Annotated in this window: 9 protein-coding genes; 2 read left to right on the top strand and 7 right to left on the bottom strand. The window is 66.5% G+C overall.

All coding sequences use genetic code 11. The features are described 5' to 3' along the window. The 7 genes from GC146_RS05955 to GC146_RS05985 form a co-directional block, all read right to left on the bottom strand. The coding region (locus GC146_RS05955) for a GLUG motif-containing protein (RefSeq protein ID WP_291835806.1) at nucleotides 1-11,544 on the bottom strand (11,544 nt) is incomplete at its 3' end. A 652-nt stretch (nucleotides 11,545-12,196) separates the two neighbouring features. Beyond that, complete coding sequence (locus tag GC146_RS05960; RefSeq protein WP_291835809.1) at nucleotides 12,197-13,120, bottom strand: PfkB family carbohydrate kinase; 924 nt, start codon at nucleotides 13,118-13,120, stop codon at nucleotides 12,197-12,199. Next, complete coding sequence (ugpC, locus tag GC146_RS05965; RefSeq protein WP_291835814.1) at nucleotides 13,117-14,178, bottom strand: sn-glycerol-3-phosphate ABC transporter ATP-binding protein UgpC; 1,062 nt, start codon at nucleotides 14,176-14,178, stop codon at nucleotides 13,117-13,119. The genes GC146_RS05960 and ugpC overlap by 4 nt, the downstream gene beginning before the upstream one ends. Nucleotides 14,179-14,181: 3 nt before the next feature. Continuing rightward, nucleotides 14,182-15,672: an argininosuccinate lyase gene (gene argH, locus GC146_RS05970; RefSeq protein ID WP_291835816.1), complete on the bottom strand. Its 1,491-nt coding sequence runs from the start codon at nucleotides 15,670-15,672 to the stop codon at nucleotides 14,182-14,184. Beyond that, on the bottom strand, nucleotides 15,669-16,550 hold the full coding sequence (locus GC146_RS05975; protein ID WP_291835818.1) for a carbohydrate ABC transporter permease: 882 nt from the start codon (nucleotides 16,548-16,550) through the stop codon (nucleotides 15,669-15,671). The genes argH and GC146_RS05975 overlap by 4 nt, the downstream gene beginning before the upstream one ends. Then, nucleotides 16,547-17,443 (bottom strand): sugar ABC transporter permease, encoded by an 897-nt coding sequence (locus tag GC146_RS05980; protein ID WP_291835821.1) that lies wholly within the window; start codon nucleotides 17,441-17,443, stop codon nucleotides 16,547-16,549. Before GC146_RS05980 ends, GC146_RS05975 begins: the two co-directional genes overlap by 4 nt. Before the next feature lie 67 nt (nucleotides 17,444-17,510). After that, nucleotides 17,511-18,770 carry an extracellular solute-binding protein gene (locus GC146_RS05985; protein WP_291835825.1) on the bottom strand — a complete coding sequence of 420 codons (1,260 nt, stop codon included), beginning with the start codon at nucleotides 18,768-18,770 and terminating at the stop codon, nucleotides 17,511-17,513. Between the two features lie 104 nt (nucleotides 18,771-18,874). Here GC146_RS05985 and GC146_RS05990 point away from each other — a divergent pair, with 104 nt between their 5' ends. Then, a complete protein-coding gene (locus GC146_RS05990) occupies nucleotides 18,875-20,053 on the top strand; it encodes an ROK family transcriptional regulator (RefSeq protein WP_291835828.1) in 1,179 nt (392 codons plus the stop codon). 15 nt (nucleotides 20,054-20,068) lie between these two features. After that, nucleotides 20,069-22,402 carry a PIG-L family deacetylase gene (locus GC146_RS05995; protein ID WP_291835832.1) on the top strand — a complete coding sequence of 778 codons (2,334 nt, stop codon included), beginning with the start codon at nucleotides 20,069-20,071 and terminating at the stop codon, nucleotides 22,400-22,402. Nucleotides 22,403-22,413: the final 11 nt, after the last annotated feature.

A 22,413-nucleotide genomic window follows, 5' to 3' on the forward strand; every position in this document is an offset into this window, starting at 1 on the left:
CTCGATGCCCGTGTAGCTGCCGGCCTTGAGGTTGCTGCTCCCCGACAGGTTCCCCGTCGTGTCCACGTCCACCGTGCCATCGACCGTGTCGCCCGAGACGAGGTTGGCAAAGCTCACCGCCCCCGGCGCCAGCGTCTCGCCATAGGTCGACGACCCCGTCGCGATGGTCCCGGTCAGCGCAAGCTTCGCGACTTCGTAGTCGCCCGAGATCGTGCCGATGCTGTAGTTCCCCGCATCCGCCCCGGTCAGGGCCGAGACGCTCTCGATGCCCGTGTAGCTGCCGGCCTTCAAGTTGCTGCTCCCCGACTGGTTGCTGGTGGTATCCACGTCCACCGTGCCATCGACCGTGTCGCCCGAGACGAGGTTGGTAAAGCTCACCGCCCCCGGCGCCAGCGTCTCGCCATAGGTCGACGACCCCGTCGCGATGGTCCCGCTCAGCGCAAGCTTGGCGACCTCGTAATCGCCCGAGATCGTGCCAATACTGTAGTTCCCCGCATCCGCCCCGGTCAGGGCCGAGACGCTCTCGATCCCCGTGTAGCTCCCGGCCTTGAGGTTGCTGCTTCCCGACAGGTTGCTGGTGGTATCCACCTTGACCGAGGCGCTCACGTCATCACCCGAGACAAGGTTGCTGAACGATACCGCACCCGGTGCGAGCACGTCGCCATAGGTCGAAGACCCCGTGGCGATGCTCCCGGTCAGCACCCGCTTGTCGATCGTCAGCGTCGCGCTGGTCGTGTCGAGCAGGTAGCCCTGCTGATCAGACCAGATCGTCACCGTGTATGTGCCCGCATCGACCGGCGCGCCAAAGCCCGCATCAGCCCCGTTGACCGTGCCCGACTGCCCAAACAGCGCCCCGCCCGGCGCAACGCCCGAAGGCTTGACCTGAACCGTACCGGTATGCGCCTGCCCGTCATAGGTGACGTGCTGCGTCGTGCTGACGACCGTAGCCGGGGTCATGAAGACGCCGAGCAGCGGCGCGGTATGCCCCTCGTAGATAACCCAAGTGGGCGACGTGAAGTCGAACCCGGTGAAACTGGCCTGCTGCATCATTTGCGCCGTGCTCAGCCCTTTGCTGCCGGTGACGCCGGGGCCGTCGCTGGCCACGCCCGTGGTATTGGTGCTCCAGTAACCATTCGTGACCGTCGCGCCCGCAGCGTTTGACCCGACCAGAGCCCCATAGGGGAACGCAACAAGATCGAACGTCACGGGACCCGAGGCATAGACGTTAGCGATCGTGGTGTTGGTTCCGTAGTTCGCCCCGACCAACCCGCCGACTGGCCCGGAATTGCTACCGACCGACACGCCACCGGTTGCGTAGGCGTTGCTGATCTTGCTTCCGTTATAATTCCAGCCGGCGAGTCCGCCGATGTGATCCCCGGATTTTCCCGTCGTCACGCTGCCTGCCGCGTAGGCGTTGCTGATCCGGGCGCCAACGTCGTTCGCACCGACCAGGCCGCCAACATAGCTGGCCTGGTCCCCGGCGGTGACGCCTCCAGTGGCGTAGGCATTGGAAATCTTGCCGGTCTGCCAGTTTTCACCGGCAAGCCCGCCCAGGTACCTCGAAGCGTTTCCAGCGATTACGCTGCCCGTCGCGTAGGCACCCGAGATCGTGCCGTGGTTTATCCCGACCAGCCCGCCGATATAGCCGACATAGTTGGTGCTGCCTGTCCGCTCCCCGCCCGAAACATCGACGGTCGCGAAGGCATTCGAGATGGTATTGTTACTGCCTGCGGCATAGCCGACCAGACCACCGACCGCAAACTGGCCCGAAACGCTGCCGCCCACGACGCCGACATTGCGCAGGGTGGCATTGCTGGTCTTGCCGAACAGGCCCACGTAATCGTTCGCGCCGGTGATCGTCAGGTTAGAGATGGTGTGCCCCAGGCCGTCGAACGTCCCCGTGAAGGGCGTGCCGTCGTACCTGCTGTCGGTCCCCGTGATCGTGTCCAGCCCGATCGGGGTGAAGTTCGCGATGCTGCCAAGGTCGATATCGCTGCCCAGCACGTAGGAATCGCCCAACCCCGTGATGTTGATGTTCTGCAACTGGGCGGGGTTGTAGATCACGTGATACGCGGTTGGCGTGGCGCTGGTGTCGGTGCCCATGATGACATCGCCGCTGACCGTGTCGAAGATGCGGTTGGCCAGCAGCCAGGGCGTCACCCGCCCGTCCGAGGTCGACCAGATGGACGAATCGAAGCCCGAGGGCAGACTGCTTGCCAGAGCGTCGGTCGTCAGGGCACCGCCGCCGGTCACCGTGCCGGCATTCGCGCCAAGCCCGGTCGCGCCTGCGGTTGTCGTGTCCCAATAGCCGTTGCCGATCGTGCCGCTGTTGAGGCCCGCCAGCGCACCGCTGTTGCTGCTGCCGGCGGCACCGGGCGTCACCGGGCCAGTCGCGTAAGCGTTCGACACCGCGGCATTAGTATCGTTGCGCCCCACCAGCCCGCCGAGATTGCGCGAGATCTGGCCCGACGTCGCGGCGACGCTGCCGGTGGCATAGACGTTGGTCACCATGCCGTTGGTCTTGTTCAGTCCCAGCAGCCCGCCGGTGTTGGAAGTCCCGGTGACCGCGCCGCTGGCATAGCTCTGGTTGATGCCGCCGCCCTTGTTGCTGCCCACCAGCCCGCCGACCGAGGCCGTCCCGGTGACGGCCCCCGAGGCGTAGGAGCCTGCGACCGTGGCATAGGGTGTGTTGGTGCTGGCATTGGTGCTGCCGATCCTGCCGACCAGCCCGCCGACCCCGACCGTGCCGCTGACCGCGCCGGTGGCATAGGCGTCGGCGATGCTCGCGGAATTGGTCGTGTTGCCCGCGGTCTGGCCCACCAGCCCGCCGACGGCATTGGTACCGGTGACCGCGCCGGTGGCATGGACGTCCGAGAGGATGCCGCGGTTCTTGCCCACCAGCCCGCCCAGGCGGATGCCGTAATAGGTGCCGAAATAGGTTCCGCCCGTGACCGATCCGGTGGCGTAGGACCCGGTGACGGTGGAATACTTGTCAGTCGAGCCGATCAGGCCCCCTGTCGAGGCGCCGCCCGTGACGGTGCCGGTGGCATAGGAATTCGACGTCACGGTCGAATAGACGGAATCATTGCCCGGAAAATCGTTGCCCACCAGCCCACCGACATCGGTGATGCCGGTGACGTTGCCGGTGGCGTATGACCCGACGATCGTGCCGCGGGCGGCGCGCGTGGAGATTGTATTGGTGCTTTCGACGCCGCCGGAGTTCAACCCGGCGAGGCCGCCGACCGACCGCGACCCGGTCACGTTGCCAGTCGCGTAGCTGTCGGTGATGCGCGAATTCGTCGTCCGCCCGACCAGCCCACCGATATAGGCGCTGCCGTTTGCAACAATATTGGACAGCGTCAGTCCCGGCAGGTCGATGCCGGTGACGGTGGCGGTCGAATAGGAACTGGCGATGGTCGAATGGTTGCGGTTGTAGCCCACCAGCCCGCCGACAGAGACGGTGCCGCTGACCGTTCCGGTCGACCAGACGTTGCTCAGCGTGTCGTAAGAGACGCCGTGATTGCTCGCCCGGCCGATGATACCGCCGACGTTGCTGCTGCCGCCGCTGGCCCCGGTGATCGTCCCCGAGCCGCTGGAATCCGAGAGTTGGGCCTGGAAGGTGCGGCCGATGATGCCGCCGATATTGTAGACGCCCGAGACATTGGCGGCCGAGGTGATGTTGGTGAACGTGCCGCCATTGGCCCAGCCCACGACCCCGCCGACTCCCTGGTAGAGCGTGTCGTTGTAAAGCTGGACCGCGCCAGCGCCGAGGGAGAACGTGGTCAGCCCGCCGCTGACCGTGCCCGAGACGGTGACGTTCGACACGACTGTGCCGGGTGAGCCGTAGATGGACGGTCCCTGCGTCGAACCAGCCAGCGCGCCGACATAGTGCAAGGCGCCCGAGTCGCTCGCCCCCGAAACGTCGACATTCGCCAGCGTCAGGTTGCGCACCACCGCGTAGTCCGACAGCCCGCCGAAGAGGCCCACGTGGTCCATCGTCGGCTGGTCGATCGTCAGGTTGGAAATCGTGTGGCCCGCGCCTTCGAACGTGCCGCCAAAGCCGCCCAGCGGCGTGAAGTTGGCAATCCCGCCAAGGTCCACGTCCTGGCCCAGCACGAAGTTCTGGCCGAAACTGCCCATGGTCTGCAACTGCGTGGGCGTGGCGATCACCTGGAAGGGGGTCGGCGTGGCGCCGGTATCGCTGCCCAGCAGAACCTGCCCGCTTGTGGTGTCGAAGCTGCGGTTGGCCAGCAGCCATGGCGTGCTGTAGTTGTCGCTGTTGGACCAGAGACTGGCATCGAACCCGGTGGGCAGCGCACCCGAAAGGTCCGCGAGGGTCTTGGCGCTGCCCGCGCCGCTTGTGCCTTGCCCGGTTGTGGAAATGACCCAGTAGCCGTTGCTGAGCGCCCCGCCCGTCGCGGCCCCCACCAGCCCGCCAAGGCCGGTGGAGCCGGCCCCGCCCGAAACGGCGCCCGTGGCATAGACGTTCGAGACGGAGCCGCCCGATTGACGGCCGACAAGCCCGCCTACGTTGCTGGACCCGGCCCCGCCCGCCACCGCGCCGGCCGCGTAGACATTGGCGACGGTGCCGCCTGTAACCTTTCCGACGAAGCCGCCCGCGTTCTGCACGGCCCCGATGACCCCGGGGCTGCTCTCGGCCGCCGACACTTTGCTTGTTGCGTAGGCGTTCGAGATTGTGCCGCCATTGCCGACTCCGACCAGGCCACCGATGTTGGCCGTTCCGGTTACGCTGCCCACCGCATAGGCATTCGAGATCGTGCTGTTGGAGTTGACGCCGACGAACCCACCGATGTTGCTGGTGCCCGAAACCGTCCCTGACACGTAAGACATACTGATCTCGGCGGAGGAGACGTTCGCCCCGACCAGCCCACCGATATTGGCACCTGTGCCCGTCACCGTGCCCGTGGCGTAGGTGTTGCTGATGGTGGAAGAAACCGCGCTTCGCCCGACCAGCCCGCCAGCAATCGACGTGGCTTTGACATCACCGGTCGAATAGGCATTGCTAAGCTTGGAATTGTAGTTCGAGCCGACCAATCCCCCGACAAAGCTCTGGCCCGTGACGCTGCCGCCCACCAGGCCGAGGTTGCGGATCGTGGCGCCATAGGTATGGCCGAACAGTCCGACAAAGTTTGACGAGGGCCTCTTGATGGTCAGGTTGCTGAGCGTGTAACCAAGACCATCGAACTTGCCGGTGAATGTCGTGACGTTGTCCCCGATCGGGGTGAAGTTGGCGATGGAGGCCAGATCGAGGCTCTGGCCCAGCACGTAATCGCCGCCCAGCCCGGTCGAACTGATGTTCTGCATCTGGTCGGGCGTGGCGATCACCTGCCACTGCGCGGGCGTGGCCGAGGTGTCCGAACCCAGCAGCACCGACCCGCTGACCGTGCCGAAGCTGCGGTTCGCCAACAGCCAGGGCGTGACCTGCCCGTCGCTGTTGGTCCAGACGCTGGCATAGAACCCGGTGGGCAGCGCCGTGGCCAGCTCTGCCGTGGTCAGGCCCGCGATGTTGTTGGTGCTCGCCCCGTTCGTGCTGAGGCCGACGCCGGGAAGGCTCGCATTGGTTTGGGTAGTCGTGTCCCAGTAGGCATTCGAGATCGTGCCGTTGGAGTTGAAGCCGGCCAGCCCGCCGACATAGCTTGTCCCGATCACTGTCCCCGTCGCGTAGGTGTTCGAGATCGTGCCGTTGGAGTTGAAGCCGGCCAGCCCGCCGGTAAAGGCCCACCCCGAAACGTCGCCGGTCGCGTAGGCATTGCTGATCTTGGCGTTGGAGGTGTTGACCCCGACCAGCCCGCCCACGCCCAAATCGCCCGTGACCGTCCCGGTCGCATAGGCGTTGCTGATCGTGGAAGAGGAATAGTTAAACCCGACTAGCCCTCCGACGTTGGAACTGCCGGTCACGCCGCCGGTCGCATAGGCATTGCTGATCGAGCCGGACTTGGCCTGCCCCACCAGCCCGCCGACATCTTTGGTGCCGGACACGCTGCCCGTCGTATAGGCATTGCTGATCGAAACGGAAGAGGCAACGCCCACCAGCCCGCCAACATAGTCGCCCCCGGACACGCTTCCGCCCACGAGGCCCACGTTGCGCAGTGTCGCGCCATTCGCGAAGCCGAACAGGCCGACATTATTGTTCGAGCCGGTGATCGTGAGGTTGCTGACGGTGTGCCCGAGCCCGTCGAAGATGCCGGTGAAGTTGGTGGAAGTGCTTCCGATCGGCGTGAAGTTCGCGATCGGGGACAGGTCGATGTCGGTCCCCAGCACGTAGGCCCTGCCCAGCCCCGTCGCGTTGATGTTCTGCAACTGGTCGGGCGTGGCAATCACCTGCCAGGGCGCGGGCGTGGCCGAGGTGTCCGACCCCAGCAACACCGCACCGCTGACCGTGTCGAAACTGCGGTTTGCCAAGAGCCATGGCGTGGTCTGCCCGTCGCTGTTGGACCACACCGCACCGTCGAACCCGGTGGGCAGCGCCGTGGCCAGTTCGGCCGTGCTCAGCCCTGCCACGTTTGTGGTGCTGGCCCCGTTCGAGTTGACCCCGACACCGGCCAGGGTGGGCACCGTCGCCGTGTCCCAATAGCCGTTGCTGACCTTGGCGCTAGACGTGTTACGCCCGACCAGCCCACCAACTATGGTACTGCCGGAAACCGCACCGGTCGCATAGGCATTGCTGATCGTGGCGCTGTAAGCGTTCAGACCGACCAGCCCACCGACGTTGATGGGGCCCGAGACCGCACCGGTCGCGTAGGCGTTGCTGATACCAGAGGAATCGTTCAACCCGACCAATCCGCCGACCTGGGCGCTTCTGCCCGTGACCGTCCCGGTCGCGTAGGCGTCGCTGATCTTGGCGTTCGAGACGTTCCACCCGACCAGCCCGCCCACGCCGTTAAGGCCCGCGATTGTCACGGTCGCAAAGGCGTTGCTGATCGCGGTGTTGGCGCTTTGCCCGACCAGACCGCCGACGTGGTTGTTGCCAGTCACGCTGCCGCCGAGCACACCGAGGTTGCGAATGGTGGCACCGGAGGCAAATCCGAACAGGCCGACCTCGTTCAACGTCGATCGGTCGATGGTCAGGTCGCTCAGCGTGTAACCGAGGCCGTCGAACTGACCGGTGAACTGGGTCGAGGCGTTCCCGATCGGCATGAAGTTGGCGATGGAGGAGAGATCCACGCTCTGGCCCAGCACGTAATCACCGCCCAGCCCCGTCGCGTTGATGTTCTGCAACTGGTCTGCCGAGGCAATCACTTGCCATTGCACCGGCGTGGCCGAGGTGTCCGAGCTCAACAGCACCGACCCGCTGACCGTGCCGAAGCTGCGGTTCGCCAACAGCCAGGGCGTAGTCTGCCCGTCGCTGTTGGACCACTTGCTCGCGTCGAACCCGGTGGGCAGCGCCGTGGCCAGCCCGGCCGTGGTCAGGCCCGCCACGCTGTTCGTGCTCGCCCCGTTCCTGCTGATGCCGACGCCGGGAAGGCTCGCGTTGGTCTGGGTAGTCGTGTCCCAGTAGCCGTTGGAGATAGCCCCGCTGGAGTTGGACCCAACCAGCACGCCGACATTGGTGCCGCCTGACACGATGCCGGTCGCATAGACATTCCTGATCGTGCTGGCATAACCAGAGCCCACCAGCCCGCCGATGTTGACGCTGCCCGAAACGCTGCCGGACGCATAGGCATTTCCGATCAAGTTGCCATAATCGACCCAACCCACCAGCCCGCCGACATTGGTGCCGCCTGACACTTTGCCGGTCGCATAGGCATTGCTGATCGAACTGGAATACGCAAAGCCCGCCAGCCCGCCAACATAAGAGACTCCGGACACGCTGCCGGTCGCGTAGGCATTGCTGATCGTGTTGTCATAGAAGGCCCAGCCCACCAGCCCGCCGGCACCACCCCCGGTCGCCGACACATCGCCAGTTGCATAGGAATTACTGATCGTGCCGCCAGAGGAATAGCCCGCCAGCCCGCCGACATTGGTGCCGCCTGACACGCTGCCGGTCGCATAGGCATTGCTGATCGTGGAGGAATTGGCGTGCCCCACCAGCCCGCCAACCTCGTTGCCCCCGGACACGTTGCCGGTCGCATAGGCATTGCTAATTGAACTGGAATACGCATAGCCCGCCAACCCGCCGACATTGCTGCCCCCCGACACGCTTCCGCCCACGAGGCCCACGTTGCGCAGCGTCGCGCCATTCGCGTAGCCGAACAGGCCGACATTATTGTTCGAGCCGGTGATCGTCAGGTTGCTGATGGTGTGTCCCAGCCCGTCGAACGTGCCGGTGAACGCGGTCGAGCCGTTCCGGATCGGCGTGAAGTTCGCGATGGAGGACAGGTCGATGTCGTTGCCCAGCACGTAGGCCCCGGCAAGGCCAGTTGTGGTGATGTTCTGCAACTGGTCGGGCGTGGCGATCACGTCGTAACGTGCGGGCGCGGCGCTGCTGTCCGACCCCAGGATCACGTTCCCGCTGACAGTGCCAAAGCTGCGGTTGGCCAGCAGCCAGGGCGTGGTCTGCCCGTCGCTGTTGGACCACACCGCCCCATCGAACCCGGTGGGCAGCGCCGTGGCCAGCCCTGCCGTGGTCAGGCCCGCCACGTTGTTCGTGCTCGCCCCGTTCGCGCTGCTGCCGACGCCGGGAAGGCTCGCGTTGGTCTGGGTGGTCGTGTCCCAGAAGCCGTTCGAGATCGTGCCGTTGGAGGTGTTGAACCCAACCAGCCCGCCGACATTGGTGTTGCCAGAGACTGCCCCGGTCGCATAGGCGTTGCTGATCGTGGAGTACAAATAGTTCAACCCAACCAACCCGCCGACATTGCTGGTGCCAGAGACCGCCCCGGTCGCATAGGCGCTGCTGACCGTTGAGCGGATCCAGTTCGACCCGACCAGCCCTCCAACTCTCAAGCTGCCGGAAACCACACCGGCCGCGTAGGCGTTGCTGATCTTGGAGGAATAGGTCGTCCCGACCAGCCCACCAACACTGATGTTGCCCGTAACTGCGCCGGTCGCATAGGCATTGCTGATCGTGGAGGAATTGGCGTACCCCACCAACCCGCCGACGGATAGGTGGCCCGTGACGCCGCCGGTCGCATGGGCATTGCTGATCGAGCCGGACTTGGCCTGCCCCACCAGCCCGCCGGCGTTGCTGCCGCCCGTGACGCCTCCCGTCGCATAGGCATCGTTGATCGTGGCGTTGCTGGTGGCGCCCACCAGCCCGCCGGCATACTTCGGACTTCCCGACACGTCGCCCGTCGCATGGGCATTGCTGATCGACCCATGAAAGGCCTTGCCCACAAGGCCGCCAACGTTGGAACTGCCCGATACGCCACCCGTCGCGTAGGCCCCGCTGATCGCGGTCGACGCGCTGGCGCCCACCAACCCGCCTACCAATACTTGCCCCGACACGCCGACAGTCGCGTAGACATTCGTGATCGCGCTGGTATTTGCATCGCCCGCCAATGCGCCGACAAAGCCGTTCCCCGACACGCTGCCGCCGACAAGGCCCACGTTGCGCAGCGTCGCGTTGCTGGTGACACCGAAGAGGCCGACGAAGCTGGACGAGCCTGTGATCGTCAGGTTGCTGACGGTATGCCCGAGACCGTCGAAGATGCCGGTGAAGTTGGTGGAAGTGCTCCCGATCGGCGTGAAGTTCGCGATGCCGGACAGGTCGATATTGTTGCCCAGCACGTAAGATCCGGCAAGATCGCCCGTCGCGACGTCCTGCAGCGCGGTTGCCGTGGTTAGGACGGTGGCCTGCACCGCTGTCCCGGCCGAGCCTTTTTGGGTGCCGAAGATCGCGTTGGCGGGCAGTGTTATCGGCGCGTTGACGACGAAGGATGTGCCAGCGCCATTGGTCGAGCCCTGCCCGTATTGCACCGTGATACGGCCCATCCCGCCGCCAGAGGAGGCGACCGTGAGCGGCGCATCCACGATGACCGAGCCCGTCGCCGAGAAGATCAGGGCGTTGACGTTGCCGCTGGCCGGGTCCCAGGTGATGGGCGCGGCGACGGTGATGTCGCCATTCTGGTTTCCGCCGCTGCCGGTCTCGATAGTGACGGTGGTCCCCGCGTTCAGCGCGGTCTCGATATCCGTGTTCAGGATCACCGAAGGCGCGCTTGGCGTGAAGGTATCGCTAAAGCTTGTGCCGCTGGCGCCCGAGGCTGCGATCACCACGTCGTAGGGATCAAGCAGCCATTGTCCGCCCGCGCCCGCCACCGCCGCGGCATCGACCGTGCTGCCGGTCACGTCGAGCCGGTGGCCCGAGGTCTCGATCCGCCCGCCATCGCCGCCCCGCGCGCCGCCCCTGGCCCGCAGCGTGCCGTAGGAGAGCGTGACCGAGGCCGTGTCGAATACATCCGACCAGACGCTGATCTGCCCGCCGCTGCCGGTGCCGGTGCCGCTGGCGTCGATCACTGCGCCGTTCTCTACCGTCACCTGCCGCGCCTGCGCGATGCCGCCGCCGCCCCGCCAGCCGCCGCCGATCGCGATGGTCCCGCCGCCGGCGCCGCCCGTCGCGCTGATCCGCGCCTGCGGCCGGATCGTCACCCGCGGGGCCGTCGCCACCACGCTGCCGCCGCGCCCCTGCGCGGCACTCGCATCCACCGTGCCGCTGACCGCGACACCGCCGCCCCCGCCCAGAAGCTGGATCGTGCCGCCCGGCCCCTTGCGCACGCCGCGCGCGCTGATCACGCCCGAGGTGTTCACCACCGTCTGCAGCACAGCGTTCTTGGCCGCCGCACTCAGGATCACCGCGCCGCCATCGGCCCGGATTGCCCCGCCATTGGCAACCGCCGCATCCAGCGCCGCCGCGCTGACCCGGAACGACAACAGCGTGTTGCCCGCCAGCGTCATGTCGACCGCCGCCCCGGCTCCCAGGGCCACGGTGCCGCCCGGCGCGGAGATGGTGCCGTCGTTGCTGACGCTCTGCCCGATGAAGGCGACGTAGCCACCTTCGCCCGCCGTCACCTCACCCGCGTTGGCAACCGTCCCGCCCTCGCCCGAGAAACTGTATTTCCCGGCCAGGAAATCGGCATCTTCGATCCCCATCGTCGAGGCGACGATGCCCGCCGCGTTGACCTGCGCGCCGGGGGCGAAGGTGATGCCGTTGGGATTGACGAGAAAGACCTGCCCGGTCGCGTCCAGCCGGCCGTAGATTGCGCTGGGATCATGGCCCAGCACCCGGTTGAGCGCTATGGAACTGGTCGAGGGCTGCAGGAACGTCACCGTCTCGCCGGGGTCGATGCCGAAGCCCTGCCAGTTCAGCACCGCCTTGTCGCTGGTCTGCGTGACGGTCATCGCCCCGCCCGTCTGCGCCACCGTCGCGGCCCCTGCCGCCACCTGTCCGCCCGTCGGCAGCGCCAGCGCGCCGATCGGCGCCAGCACAAGCCCCCCGGCCGCCGCCGTTCCCAGCACGCCTTTGCGTGCCAGACGCCGGATCCGCCGCCGCAGCGCGCGCTGCCCTCGTCCCGGTGCCTTCAGACCCTCCGGAACGGGAACCAGCATCCCCAGGTTGCGGCTCCAGATCAGGCGAAAGACGTGGTTCATGGCAGACTCTTGGCAGACGAAGACGCTTTGCCGCACAGATCAAGTGCGAACTGTTGAAGGTATCCGCCGTCGCCAAAACGAGATGTCTAGCAGCGCATGCGGGATTTACAGGTAACCCACCAGCAACAACGCTAGGCCGATTCTTCAGCCCATCCAAGCCCTTACAAGATCGTCAAGGGGTTCACATCAAAGAGAGCGTCCATGCCGCAACATCATCTTTTGCGCACTTGACGCGATACTAACGACGCGGCGCATACCTTGAGACCCATTCTTTTACCGGCACACAGGCGCCCCCATTAAATGTCCAGTTTCCCCTTTGACGAAGGCCGCCGGGCTGTGAGTCAAAGCAGCGTTCGCACAAACCAAGCCTCAACTATAGACGGATATGAGCGACGTTGGTGTGCGCCAAGAACGGGCACAATTCTACGAACGCCGCACCTGCGGCTATAACGATTCGGTCGCTGCGCGTGGGGGTAGAAGCGGCTTGAAGCGCGGCTGGAAGACGAGACCCGGCCACGGGTTAAATCGGACGAAGTCCGCGGCATGAAAGGCGACGACCTTCTGCAATAATCCCGGTCGCAGGAAGCGGAGCCTCGCCCATTGCCCACCTCTCGCGCGCAGAGGCCCGTCGCCATCTTCAAGGTCCCGGAGTCTAGAGATCAGCCAACCGTCTGGCCGGGCTTGGCCCGCCATCGGCCGGGTCCGTCTGCCGTGGCATGTCGCGCCGTATCAGGTCGGTTGCCCCGCCCAACCGGGCCACCGCGACCGCGCCGCATTCGCAGCCAAGCCGAAGAGCGTCGTCGATATCACCGCTGTCCAACCAGACCTGGAGAAAGCCGGCGTTGAAAGCATCCCCGGCGCCGGTTGAATCAACGACCGCGCTCTTTCGCGCCGAACACCTGACTGTCTGGCCATCCACCCGCGCCATTGCGCCCGCGGCCCCCAGCTTGGTCACCGTCAGGGGCGCTGTCGCCGGCCCGATGCCATGCGCCGCAAGCGCCTGCGCTTCCGCTTCGTTCGGCAAGAAGACATCGACGGCGGCAATAAGATTGGCCAGTTCAGCGGCGGCGAAAACCTCGGCGTCCCAGCCACAATCGAGCGAGATCGTCAGGCCGACCCGGCGTGCAGCGGCGATCAGGTCGGGCCGCTCGACAAGGGTCGTTGCCTCGCCGATGTGCAGGTGACGCAAACCGGGCATGGCCAGCGCGGCCTCGATCCCGTCGGGCAAGGCCGCGCCACTGCGCCGCGTGAGGAAAGCGCGGTCATCTCCCTCGACCATGGCGACGGTGATCTGCGGCTCCACGCCGTGGGCCTGTTCGCAGAAGGTGGCGTCCACGCCCGCGCGTTTCAGTTCCGAGCGCATCAGGCCGTCGAACGGCGCCGCGGGCAGCACCGCGGCCAACGCGGCAGGTCTGTCCAGCGCGGCAAGGTAGGCCGCGGTAATGAACGCGCCGCCCCCGGCCGACATCCGCAGCCCCTCGGCAAACACCTCGCGCCCCGCCGCGGGCAGGCCCGGCAGGCCCGAAAAGACCAGATCGCAATAGACGCGGCCGACGCAGAGGACGCCTCGGTTCACCGCAAGGCCTCGCCCGTAGTGGCATCGAAAAGGTGCAGCGCCTCCGGATCGGCGGACAGGCGGATCTGCTGTCCGGGATCGGGCGCCGTGCGGCCCGGACAGGCCGCGATGATCTCGACACCGCCCGCGTCGATGTAAAGCATCGATTCCGCGCCAAGCGGTTCTACCAAAGTGATCGCCCCGGTGATCTGCCCGGCGCCGTCGGCCGAGATCGCCAGATCGGTCGGCCGGATGCCGAGATCGACCCGCGTGCCATCGGCCAGCTGACGGCCGGGCAGCGCGATTTGCCCGCCCATGTCCAGCGCCACGCCGCCCTCGCGCCAGGAGCCGGGCAGCAGGTTCATCGCAGGTGCGCCAATGAACCGCGCGACAAAGACGTTGGCGGGGGCGTTGAACACCTCCGACGGCGTGCCGACCTGCTGGATCACGCCGTCCTTCATGATCACGATGCGGTCGGCCAGCGTCATTGCCTCGACCTGGTCATGGGTCACGAAGATGATCGTGGTGCCGACCTGTTTGTGCAGTTTCTTGATTTCCAGCCGCATCTGGGTGCGCAACTGCGCGTCGAGGTTCGACAAGGGTTCGTCGAAGAGAAACACCTTGGGATCGCGCACCATCGCCCGGCCGATCGCCACCCGCTGCCGCTGCCCGCCCGACAGCTGCGACGGACGCCGGTCCAGCAGGTCGGTCATGCCCAGCACGCCGGCCACCTCGGCGATGCGCGCGGCCTTCTCGGCCCGCGACAGGCGCGAGGTGCGCAGGCCGAAGCCGATGTTCTTGCGCACCGTCATGTGCGGGTAGAGCGCGTAGTTCTGGAACACCATCGCGATGTCGCGGTCCTTGGGCTCAAGGTTGTTCACCACCCTCCCGCCAATCTCGACGGTGCCGGCGGTGGCATCCTCCAGCCCGGCGATGATGCGCAGCGTAGTGGACTTGCCGCAGCCGGAGGGGCCGACGAAGACGACAAATTCGCCGTCCTGCACGGCGAGGTCGATGCCATGCAGAACCTTGGTCTTGCCGAAGGTCTTGGTCAGGCCATGAAGCGCGAGGTCAGCCAAGGTTCAGGCTCCTTTCAGGGCGGCGAAGGCGCGGGCGCGGCGCGTGTCGGCATCGGCCCGGCGGGTGTTTCCGGCGGCAAGGTCCGCGCCAAGCGCGCCGATCTCGTCCGCGTAGATGGCAAAGGCGGCGTCGAGCGCGGCGGGCGCTGGCCCGCCCTTGCGATTGCGGCGGGCCACGAAGGTTTCAGGCGCGACGGCCTCGGCAAAGGCGGCGGGGCTCAAGGTGCTGGGCCGGCCCGCCACCTCGGCGAAGGCCGCAGCGAAGGCGTCATGCCCCTCGCCCAGGCCCTGCCCCCGCGCGATCACCGCGCGTGCCGTCGCCGCGGCCACCTCGTGCGCCAGCCGGAACGACAGCCCTTCGGTGCGCACCAGCGTATCGGCCAGTTCGGTAACGGTGACACAGGCCGCGGCGGCATTGGCCCGCACGCGCGCGGCGTTGATGCTGACGCCGCCGATCAGGCTGGTCAGCAGCCGCAACACGCGGGTGCCGGTGGCGAAGGCGGCGTAGCCTGCCTGCTGCACCTCGCCCTCGCTGTCGTTCATGTCGGTGAAGGGGGTGTTGTGCATGGTGTTGACCACCGCGTCGCACTGGCCCGCCGCCATGCTGGCAAGGTGGCGCAGGTGCTCGATCGGCACCGGGTTGCGCTTTTGCGGCATGATCGACGAGATCTGGACCAGCGCGTTGGGCACGTAAAGCTGGCCCACCTCGAAGGCAGACCAGAACGCCATGTCCTGCACCAGCCGCCCGAGATGGAGGAAGGTCAGCTTGATCGCCGAATAAAGGCCGGTCACGTAATCGACCGAGGCGATGCAGCCATAGGAATTGAGCAGCGGCGCGGTGAAGCCCAGCAGATCCGCCATCCGGTCGCGGTCAATCGGGAAACCGGTGGTGGTGATCGCGGCCGCGCCCATCGGGCAATGGTCCAGCGCCCGCGCCGCGGCGTGCAGCCGGGTCAGGTCGCGGATCAACACCTCCAGCGCCGCCGACAGGTAATGGCCGAAGGTGGTGGGCTGGGCGGGCTGGCCGTGGGTATAGGCCACGATCAGCGTGTCACGCTCGGCGCGCGCCTTGGCCAGCAGCGTCTCGGCCAGCGCCAGCCCTTCGGCCATAAGGGCGGCGGTGCGCCGTTGCAGCGCCATCTTGAACACGGTGTGGTCCATGTCGTTGCGCGACCGGGCCGTGTGCAACATGCCGCCAAGATCGGCGCCGATCCGCGCCTTCAACTCCGCCTCGACAAGAAAGAAGTAATCCTCGAATTCTCCGGTATAGCGCAGCGCCGACAGGTCCAGCCCATCCTCGACCTCGGACAGTGCCGTGGCAATCCGCGCGCCCTCGTCGCGCCCGACGATCCCGGTTTCCACCAGCATCACCAGATGGGCGTGGTTGATCGCCGCGATATGGCCCGCGTAATGCGCCTTGACCCCGTCGAAGAGCGGCGCAAGCACCGTGTCCGCATAGACCGGATCGGGAAAGGTCGAACTGTCCTGCGTCACCCTTTCAGCCCCGCCATCACGACGCCGCGGATGATGAACCGCTGGAAGATCAGGAAGATGACCAGCGTGGGCAGCGTGGCGATGGCGGCCCCGGTCATCACCATCTCCCAGTCCACGTTCTGTTCCACCGCGAAGGTCTTCAGCCCGACGGGGATCGTGTACATCTCGACGCTGTTGGTCACGATCAGCGGCCACAGGAACGCCGTCCAGTTGCCGAGAAACACGAAGATCGCCAGGGCCGCCAGCGCCGGGCGCACCAGCGGCATCGCGACCGACCACCAGATCTGGAACTCGTTCAGCCCGTCGATGCGCGCGGCCTCAAGGAAATCGTCCGGCACGGATTCGAAGAACTGCTTCATCAGGAAGGTGCCGAAGGCCGTCATCATGCCGGGGAACATGATGCCCCAGTAGCTGTCGAGCCAGCCGAACTTCTGGCTCATCACGTACCACGGGATCACCAGCATCTCGGTCGGGATCATCAGCGTGGACAGGATCGCGATGAAGATCAGCGTGCGGCCGGGAAAGCGGAACTTGCACAAGGTATAGCCGACGAGGCTGTCGAAGAAGAGGTTCGACATCGTCACGATCGTGGCGATCAGGAAGGAATTGCCGAACCAGCGCAGGAAGCGCGGGTCGCCCAGCACCTTCTCGTAATTGCGCAAGGTCGGCTCGACCGGGATCAGGTTGAGGTCGTAAAGCTCGTAGGAGAACTTGAACGAGGCCGACAGCATCCAGACCAGCGGCGCCACCATGATCAGCCCACCGGCGAACAGCAGCAGCCAGCGCAAGTAGGCGCCGGGATGGCCTTTGCGGCGCGGCGCGGCAGGCGCGGCCAGGACGCGGTCGGCAGCACCTTTCAGGACAGGGCCCGCCGTCATACCCGGTCCCGCATGATGTAAAGTTGCAGCAGGCTGACCGCGAGCAGGATCAGGAACAGCACCACCGTCTGCGCTGCCGCATAGCCCATGTCGTAGGACGCAAAGGCCGTCTGGTAGATCAGCAGCACCAGCGGCTTGGTGGCGTTCAGCGGACCGCCGGGGTCGTTCGTGGTCATGTTGAAGACCTGGTCGAAGATCCGCAGGAATCCGATCGAGGAAAAGACCACGATGAACACGATCGTGGGTTTCAGAAGCGGCAGGGTAATCTCCCACAGCACCGTCAGGCCCGACACGCCATCGATGCGCGCGGCCTCGTAATAGCTGCCGGGGATCGCCCGCAGCCCGGCCATGAAGATGATGATCTGGAACCCCAGCCCCGCCCAGATGGCCGGCGCCAGCACCGAAGGCAGCGCGTTGGTGGTAGAGGCGAGAAACTTGATCTGGCTGAAGCCGAAGCTCGACAGCAGGTTGTTGAACAGCCCGATCGGCACCGGCTGGTAGAACCAGCGCCAGACCCAGGCCATCGCCACCGCCGAGGTCATGAAAGGCAGGAAATACAGCGCGCGGATCGTGCCATGCATGAAGCGCACCTTGTCCAGATGCCAGGCCACGAAGAACGACAGCACAAGGCTGATCGGCGTGCCGATCAGAAGGTAGGCAAAGGTGTTGCGGAACACCTTCCAGAACACAGGGTCATTCCACAGCTCGACGTAGTTCTTCCAGCCAACGAATTCGCGTGGCTTCAGAAGGTTCCACTTCTCGAACGACAGCACGAAGGCATCCGCCGTGGGCCAGAACCTGACCACGACGTAAAACACGATGGGCAGGGCCAGAAACGTCCACGCCCAGCGCGTTCGGCGCTGTTCGACCGTCGGATTGTGAAAAAGTCCCATGCCGCCTTCCCGGGAAAATGACAGGGGGCCAAGCAGCTCCCCCTGTCATGTTTTCACAGCACGCGGATCACTGGTCCGCGAAGAACTTGTCGAGGAAGGCCTGTTCGGCTTTTGCAGCCACGTCAAGGCTTTCTGCCGGGTCCTGCCCTTCCAGCAGCACGCGGTTGACCGCATCGACCAGCACCGTGCGTTGCGTGGTCTCATCGGCAAAGAGCGTGGCATGGGCATAGGCCAGCCCGTTGACGAACGGGCCATAGATCGGGTCGGCCTTGTTCGCATCGGTCAGGGCCGCGGCGGGTTTGGCCGGCAGCTCACCCACGGTCTTGAGCCAGATATCCATCGCCTCGTCCGAGGTGATGTAGGCCATGAACTTTTCAGCCGCGGCCAGCTTTTCACCCTGTGCCTGGCTGGTGATCGCGTTCACCCAGTAGGAGGCATAGTTAGACTTGATGCCGGTCGGCCCGGCGGGCAGTTCGGCCACGCCCCAGTCCAGACCGTCGGTGCTTTGCAGCGCGCCGATGCGGAACGAGCCGTCGATATGCATGCCAGCCCGGCCCGCCTTGAACGCGGCCTGCGCCTCGTCCATGAAGGTGCTGTTGGTCACCTTGTCGGTCAATTGCAGGTCGGTATACCACTTCAGCGCGGCCACCCCGGCCTCGTTGTCATAGGTCACCGTCTTGCGGTCGTCGGAATAGGGCGCGGTGCCGAACTGGCGGAACAACACTTCGCGCATCCACTGGTGGTCCTGCCCGGTCATGCCCGAGGTCAGACCTTCCTGGATGATGTTGCCCGCGCCATCGGTCTTGGTCATCAGCTTGGCATCGGCCACCAACTCGTCCAGCGTGGTGGGCGGCGTCGTGATGCCGGCCTGCGCGAACAGCCGCTTGTTATAGAACAGCGCCAGCGAGCGCACGGCGGTCGGCAGGGCCATATACTGGCCGTCCACCTTCATCGCCTGCACCATCGGGAAGAAGTCCTTGTCGATCTGGTCCGGCGGGAAGGCATCCGCCGGCAGGGGCTGGATCAGCCCGGCGGTGACGTAGTCGTTCAGCCAACCGTAGAACAGTTGCACCACGTCCGGCCCCTCGCCCGCGGGAATCGCGGCGGCCACCTTGGTGCGGTAGTCGTCATAGGGGAAGGTCGTCATCTTGACGGTGATGTCCGGATTCGCCTTCTCGAAATTCGCGATCAGGATGTTCATCGCATCGACGCGCTGCTGGTAGAAATACTGCCAGTACTCAATCTCGACAGCATGGGCCGGAGCCGCTGCCATGAGCGCAGTCGCCGCCGCGGCGCCGAGCATCATACGTCGTGTCAGTTTCGTCATTACGTTTCTCCCCAGTGAAATCCGTTATTGGGACCGATCATGAAACATTCTCAGATTAAGTCAATTCATTTGAACACTCACTTCGCTTGACTTAAACAGGTGACATGAATGCACCGGGCCTCTCCATCGCTGGTTCGAATGCCGAGCGTACCCGGCTGCACAATCGCCGTGTCGTACTGGGCTGCATCCACGCTGCGGGCGGCATGGGACGGGCGGCGATCGCGCGCGCCTCGGGCCTGACCACGCAAACAGTCAGCAACATCATTGCCGAGCTTCTGTCCGACGGGCTGTTGCAGGAAGGCGGACGGGTGGCCGAGGGGCGCGGCCTGCCGGTGGTAAAGTACACCATCAACCCGTTGGGCGCGCTGGCCTTCGGGGCCGAGGTGCGGCCGAAGACGGTCCTGTCAACGCTGATGGACATGGAGGGTCGGATGCTGGCCTCCGACCGTCAACCGCTTGAGATCGCGGATATCGACCATGTCGCGCGCATCCTCGCGCGGATGCGCGACGCGGCCATCAAGGCAACGGGGCTGCCCGCGGGCAAACTGATTGGCGCCGGCATCGTCTTGCCGGGGCCGTTCGGTGCGACCGGCCTGACCGGCCGCGCCTCGGACCTGCCGGATTGGCCGCTGGACCTTGCCCGCACCCGGATCGAACAGGAACTTGGCCTGCCGGTCGTGCTGGAGAATGACGCCAACGCCGCGGCCGTCGCGGAACGTGTCTCCGGCGCGGCGCAGGGCCTGTCGTCTTTTGCCTATGTCTATTTCGGGACCGGCCTTGGCCTTGGCGTGGTGGAGCGTGGCCAGCTGATCAAGGGCGCGCAGGGCAATGCCGGCGAGATCGGCCATGTGCCGGTGCCCTTCGAGGGGCAGGCAGTGCCGCTGGAATCGGTCGTCAGCCGCCTTGCCCTGGGCCAGCGGCTGGCCGAGGCGGGAGTGACGGTGACCAGCGTCGAGGATATCGCCCGGCTGCATTCCGCCGGGCACCCCGCGCTGACACACTGGATCGCCGAGGCCGCAGGCCCGCTGTCGAGTGCAGTACAGATGATCGAGAACCTGTTCGATCCCGAAACGGTGATTCTTGGCGGGGCCATGCCCGACGGCGTGCTTGACGATCTCATCGCCGCCTGCCGGCCCGGCGACCGGTCCGTCGCGGCCCGCCCCGGCCGCAGACTGCCACGCCTTTGCCGCGGCGCCTCGGGCCGGATGACCGCCACCCTCGGCGGCGCCGCGCTGGTGATTAGCCGCGTCTTCACCCCGCATCTTGCCGATACCACCGCCTGACATCTGGAGCCCGCCATGCCGCTTTCCCCCCGCGACCGTATCACCCGCCAGACAACGCGGCCCCGCGCCCTGATGCTGTGGCGGGCGCTGCAGCCCCTGCGCTCGGTCGTCTCGTTCATGAACACCGGCGCGCATCCCGATGACGAAACCACCGCGATGCTGGCCGTGCTGGGCCTGCGCGACGGCTTGCAGCTGTCCTATGCCTGTTCGACCCGTGGCGAGGGCGGGCAGAACGCGATCGGCACCGAGGTGTCCGAGGACCTCGGCACCCTGCGCACCGCCGAGATGGAGCGTGCCGCCGAGGTGCTGGGGATGCACCTTTACTGGTTCGCGCGCGACCCGGCCGACCCGGTCCATGACTTCGGCTTTTCCAAGTCGGGCGAAGATACGCTGCGCCGCTGGGGGGCAGAACGGACGCTGGCCCGCTTCGTCGAGATCGTGCGGACCGAGCGGCCCGACATCATCTGCCCCACCTTCCTCGACGTACCGGGCCAGCACGGCCATCACCGGGCGATGACCGCCACGGCGCACCTGGTCATGGACGCCGCGGCCGACCCGGCCTTTGACGGCTGTGATCTGCCGGCCTGGCAGGTTTCCAAGCTTTACCTGCCCGGATGGGGCGGCGGCGGTGGCAGCTATGACGACGACGTGCCGCCGCCCCCCGCCACGCTGACGATTACGGGCAGTGGCGAGGACGGGTTTTCCGGCTGGACGTGGGAGCAGATCGGCCAGCAGTCGCGCTGGTTCCATGCCACCCAAGGCATGGGCGCCTGGCGGCCCGCGGGCACCGGGCGTGACTGGCCGCTGCACCTTGCGCGCACCGAGGTTGCCGGGCCCGATACCGCCGTCACCTCGGGCCTGCCGCTGCGGCTGGGCGATCTGGGCCTGCCCGGCCTTGCCGAGGCCGACCGCGCCATCGACGCGGCCATCGCCGCCTTCCCCGATCCCGCCGCCGTCCTGCGGCTGGCGGCCGAGGCGCTGGCATCGGTCACGCGGGCGCGCGACGCGGCCCCCGCCGAGCCGCGCCATCGCCTTCAGCGCAAGGAGGCCCAGCTTGCCCGCGTGATCCAGCTTGCCGCCGGGGTCGAGGTTGCGGCCTATCTCGACGCCGATCGCCTGCGCCCGGGGCAGAGCGCGAGGCTGGTCGTCGAAGCGGACAAGGGCCGCGCCGATGCCATCACGGTGGCCCCCGTGCTGCCCGCCGACTGGCAGCAACAGGACGACAGGATCGGCCCCCGGCCCGATGCCGCGCCGTCCGATCCCTACCCGGCCGAATGGCACCCCGACGCGCCGCACCTGCCCTGCGTGGCGTTGACAGTCCGCTCCGGCGCGGTGTCGTCCACCCTGCACCTTCCGCTGGAAACCCAGCCCCTTGTGCTGCCCGCCCGCAGCCTGCGACTTCACCCTGCGACGGCTGTGTTGAACAGGCAGGCCGGGCAGACGGCCGTCACGCTTGACCTGGCCGAGGTTCACCCCCCGGCCGCCGCCGTCAGCGCCGCGGCCCCGGACGGCTGGACGCAAGAGGCCGGACCGGGAGGTCTGACCCTGCAGGCGCCCGCCGACCTTACGCCGGGGCTTTACGAGGTGCCGCTTCACCTTGACGGGGAGGCGGCCGCGCAGGTGACCCTGATCGACCACCCGCATGTCGCAGCCCGGCTTCGTGCCGTCCCGGCGGTGCTGAAGCTTCGCGCCCTCGACGTGGCGCTACCCACGTCGCGCGTCGCCTGCATCGGCGGCGGCAGCGACCGGGTGGCGCATTGGCTGCGCGCCATCGGCCTTGATTGCGAAGAACCCACCGATGCGGCGCTGGCCTCGGCCCGCCCGCTCGATGGTGTCGACACGCTGATCGTCGGCCCCTTCGCGATGCGCACGCGCCCTGCCCTGCGCGCCGCGATGCCGCGCATTCATGACTGGGTGCGCGCCGGTGGCCACCTGGTGACGCTCTACCACCGGCCGATGGATGGCTGGGATCCGGCCAGCGTGCCGCCGCTGCCTCTGACCATCGGCATGCCCTCGCTGCGCTGGCGCGTCACCGATCCGGCGGCGGCCGTCACCGTGCTGGTGCCCGATCATCCGCTGCTGACCGGCCCCAACAAGATCGGCCCCGCCGACTGGGAGGGCTGGATCAAGGAGCGCGGCCTTTATTTCGCCAGCGCATGGGACCCGGCCTATCAGCCCTTGCTGGAAATGGCCGATCCGGGCGAGGCGCCTTTGCGAGGCGCGCTGCTGTCGGCGAAGATCGGCGAGGGGCGGCACAGCCACTGCGCGCTGATCCTGCACTACCAGATGGAAAAGCTGGTGCCGGGCGCCTTCCGCCTGCTGGCCAACCTCGCAGCAGGAGCCCGCTGACCAGTTCGGCC

It is taken from the genome of Limimaricola sp. (assembly GCF_016125575.1).
Classification (GTDB): Bacteria; Pseudomonadota; Alphaproteobacteria; order Rhodobacterales; family Rhodobacteraceae; genus WGLM01.

Coding starts and splice junctions, on each gene's coding strand:
- GC146_RS05975 (WP_291835818.1), bottom strand. CDS start 16,550: ATGACGGCGGGCCCTGTCCTGAAAGGTGCTGCCGACCGCGTCCTGGCC.
- GC146_RS05980 (WP_291835821.1), bottom strand. CDS start 17,443: ATGGGACTTTTTCACAATCCGACGGTCGAACAGCGCCGAACGCGCTGG.
- GC146_RS05985 (WP_291835825.1), bottom strand. CDS start 18,770: ATGACGAAACTGACACGACGTATGATGCTCGGCGCCGCGGCGGCGACT.
- GC146_RS05990 (WP_291835828.1), top strand. CDS start 18,875: ATGAATGCACCGGGCCTCTCCATCGCTGGTTCGAATGCCGAGCGTACC.
- GC146_RS05995 (WP_291835832.1), top strand. CDS start 20,069: ATGCCGCTTTCCCCCCGCGACCGTATCACCCGCCAGACAACGCGGCCC.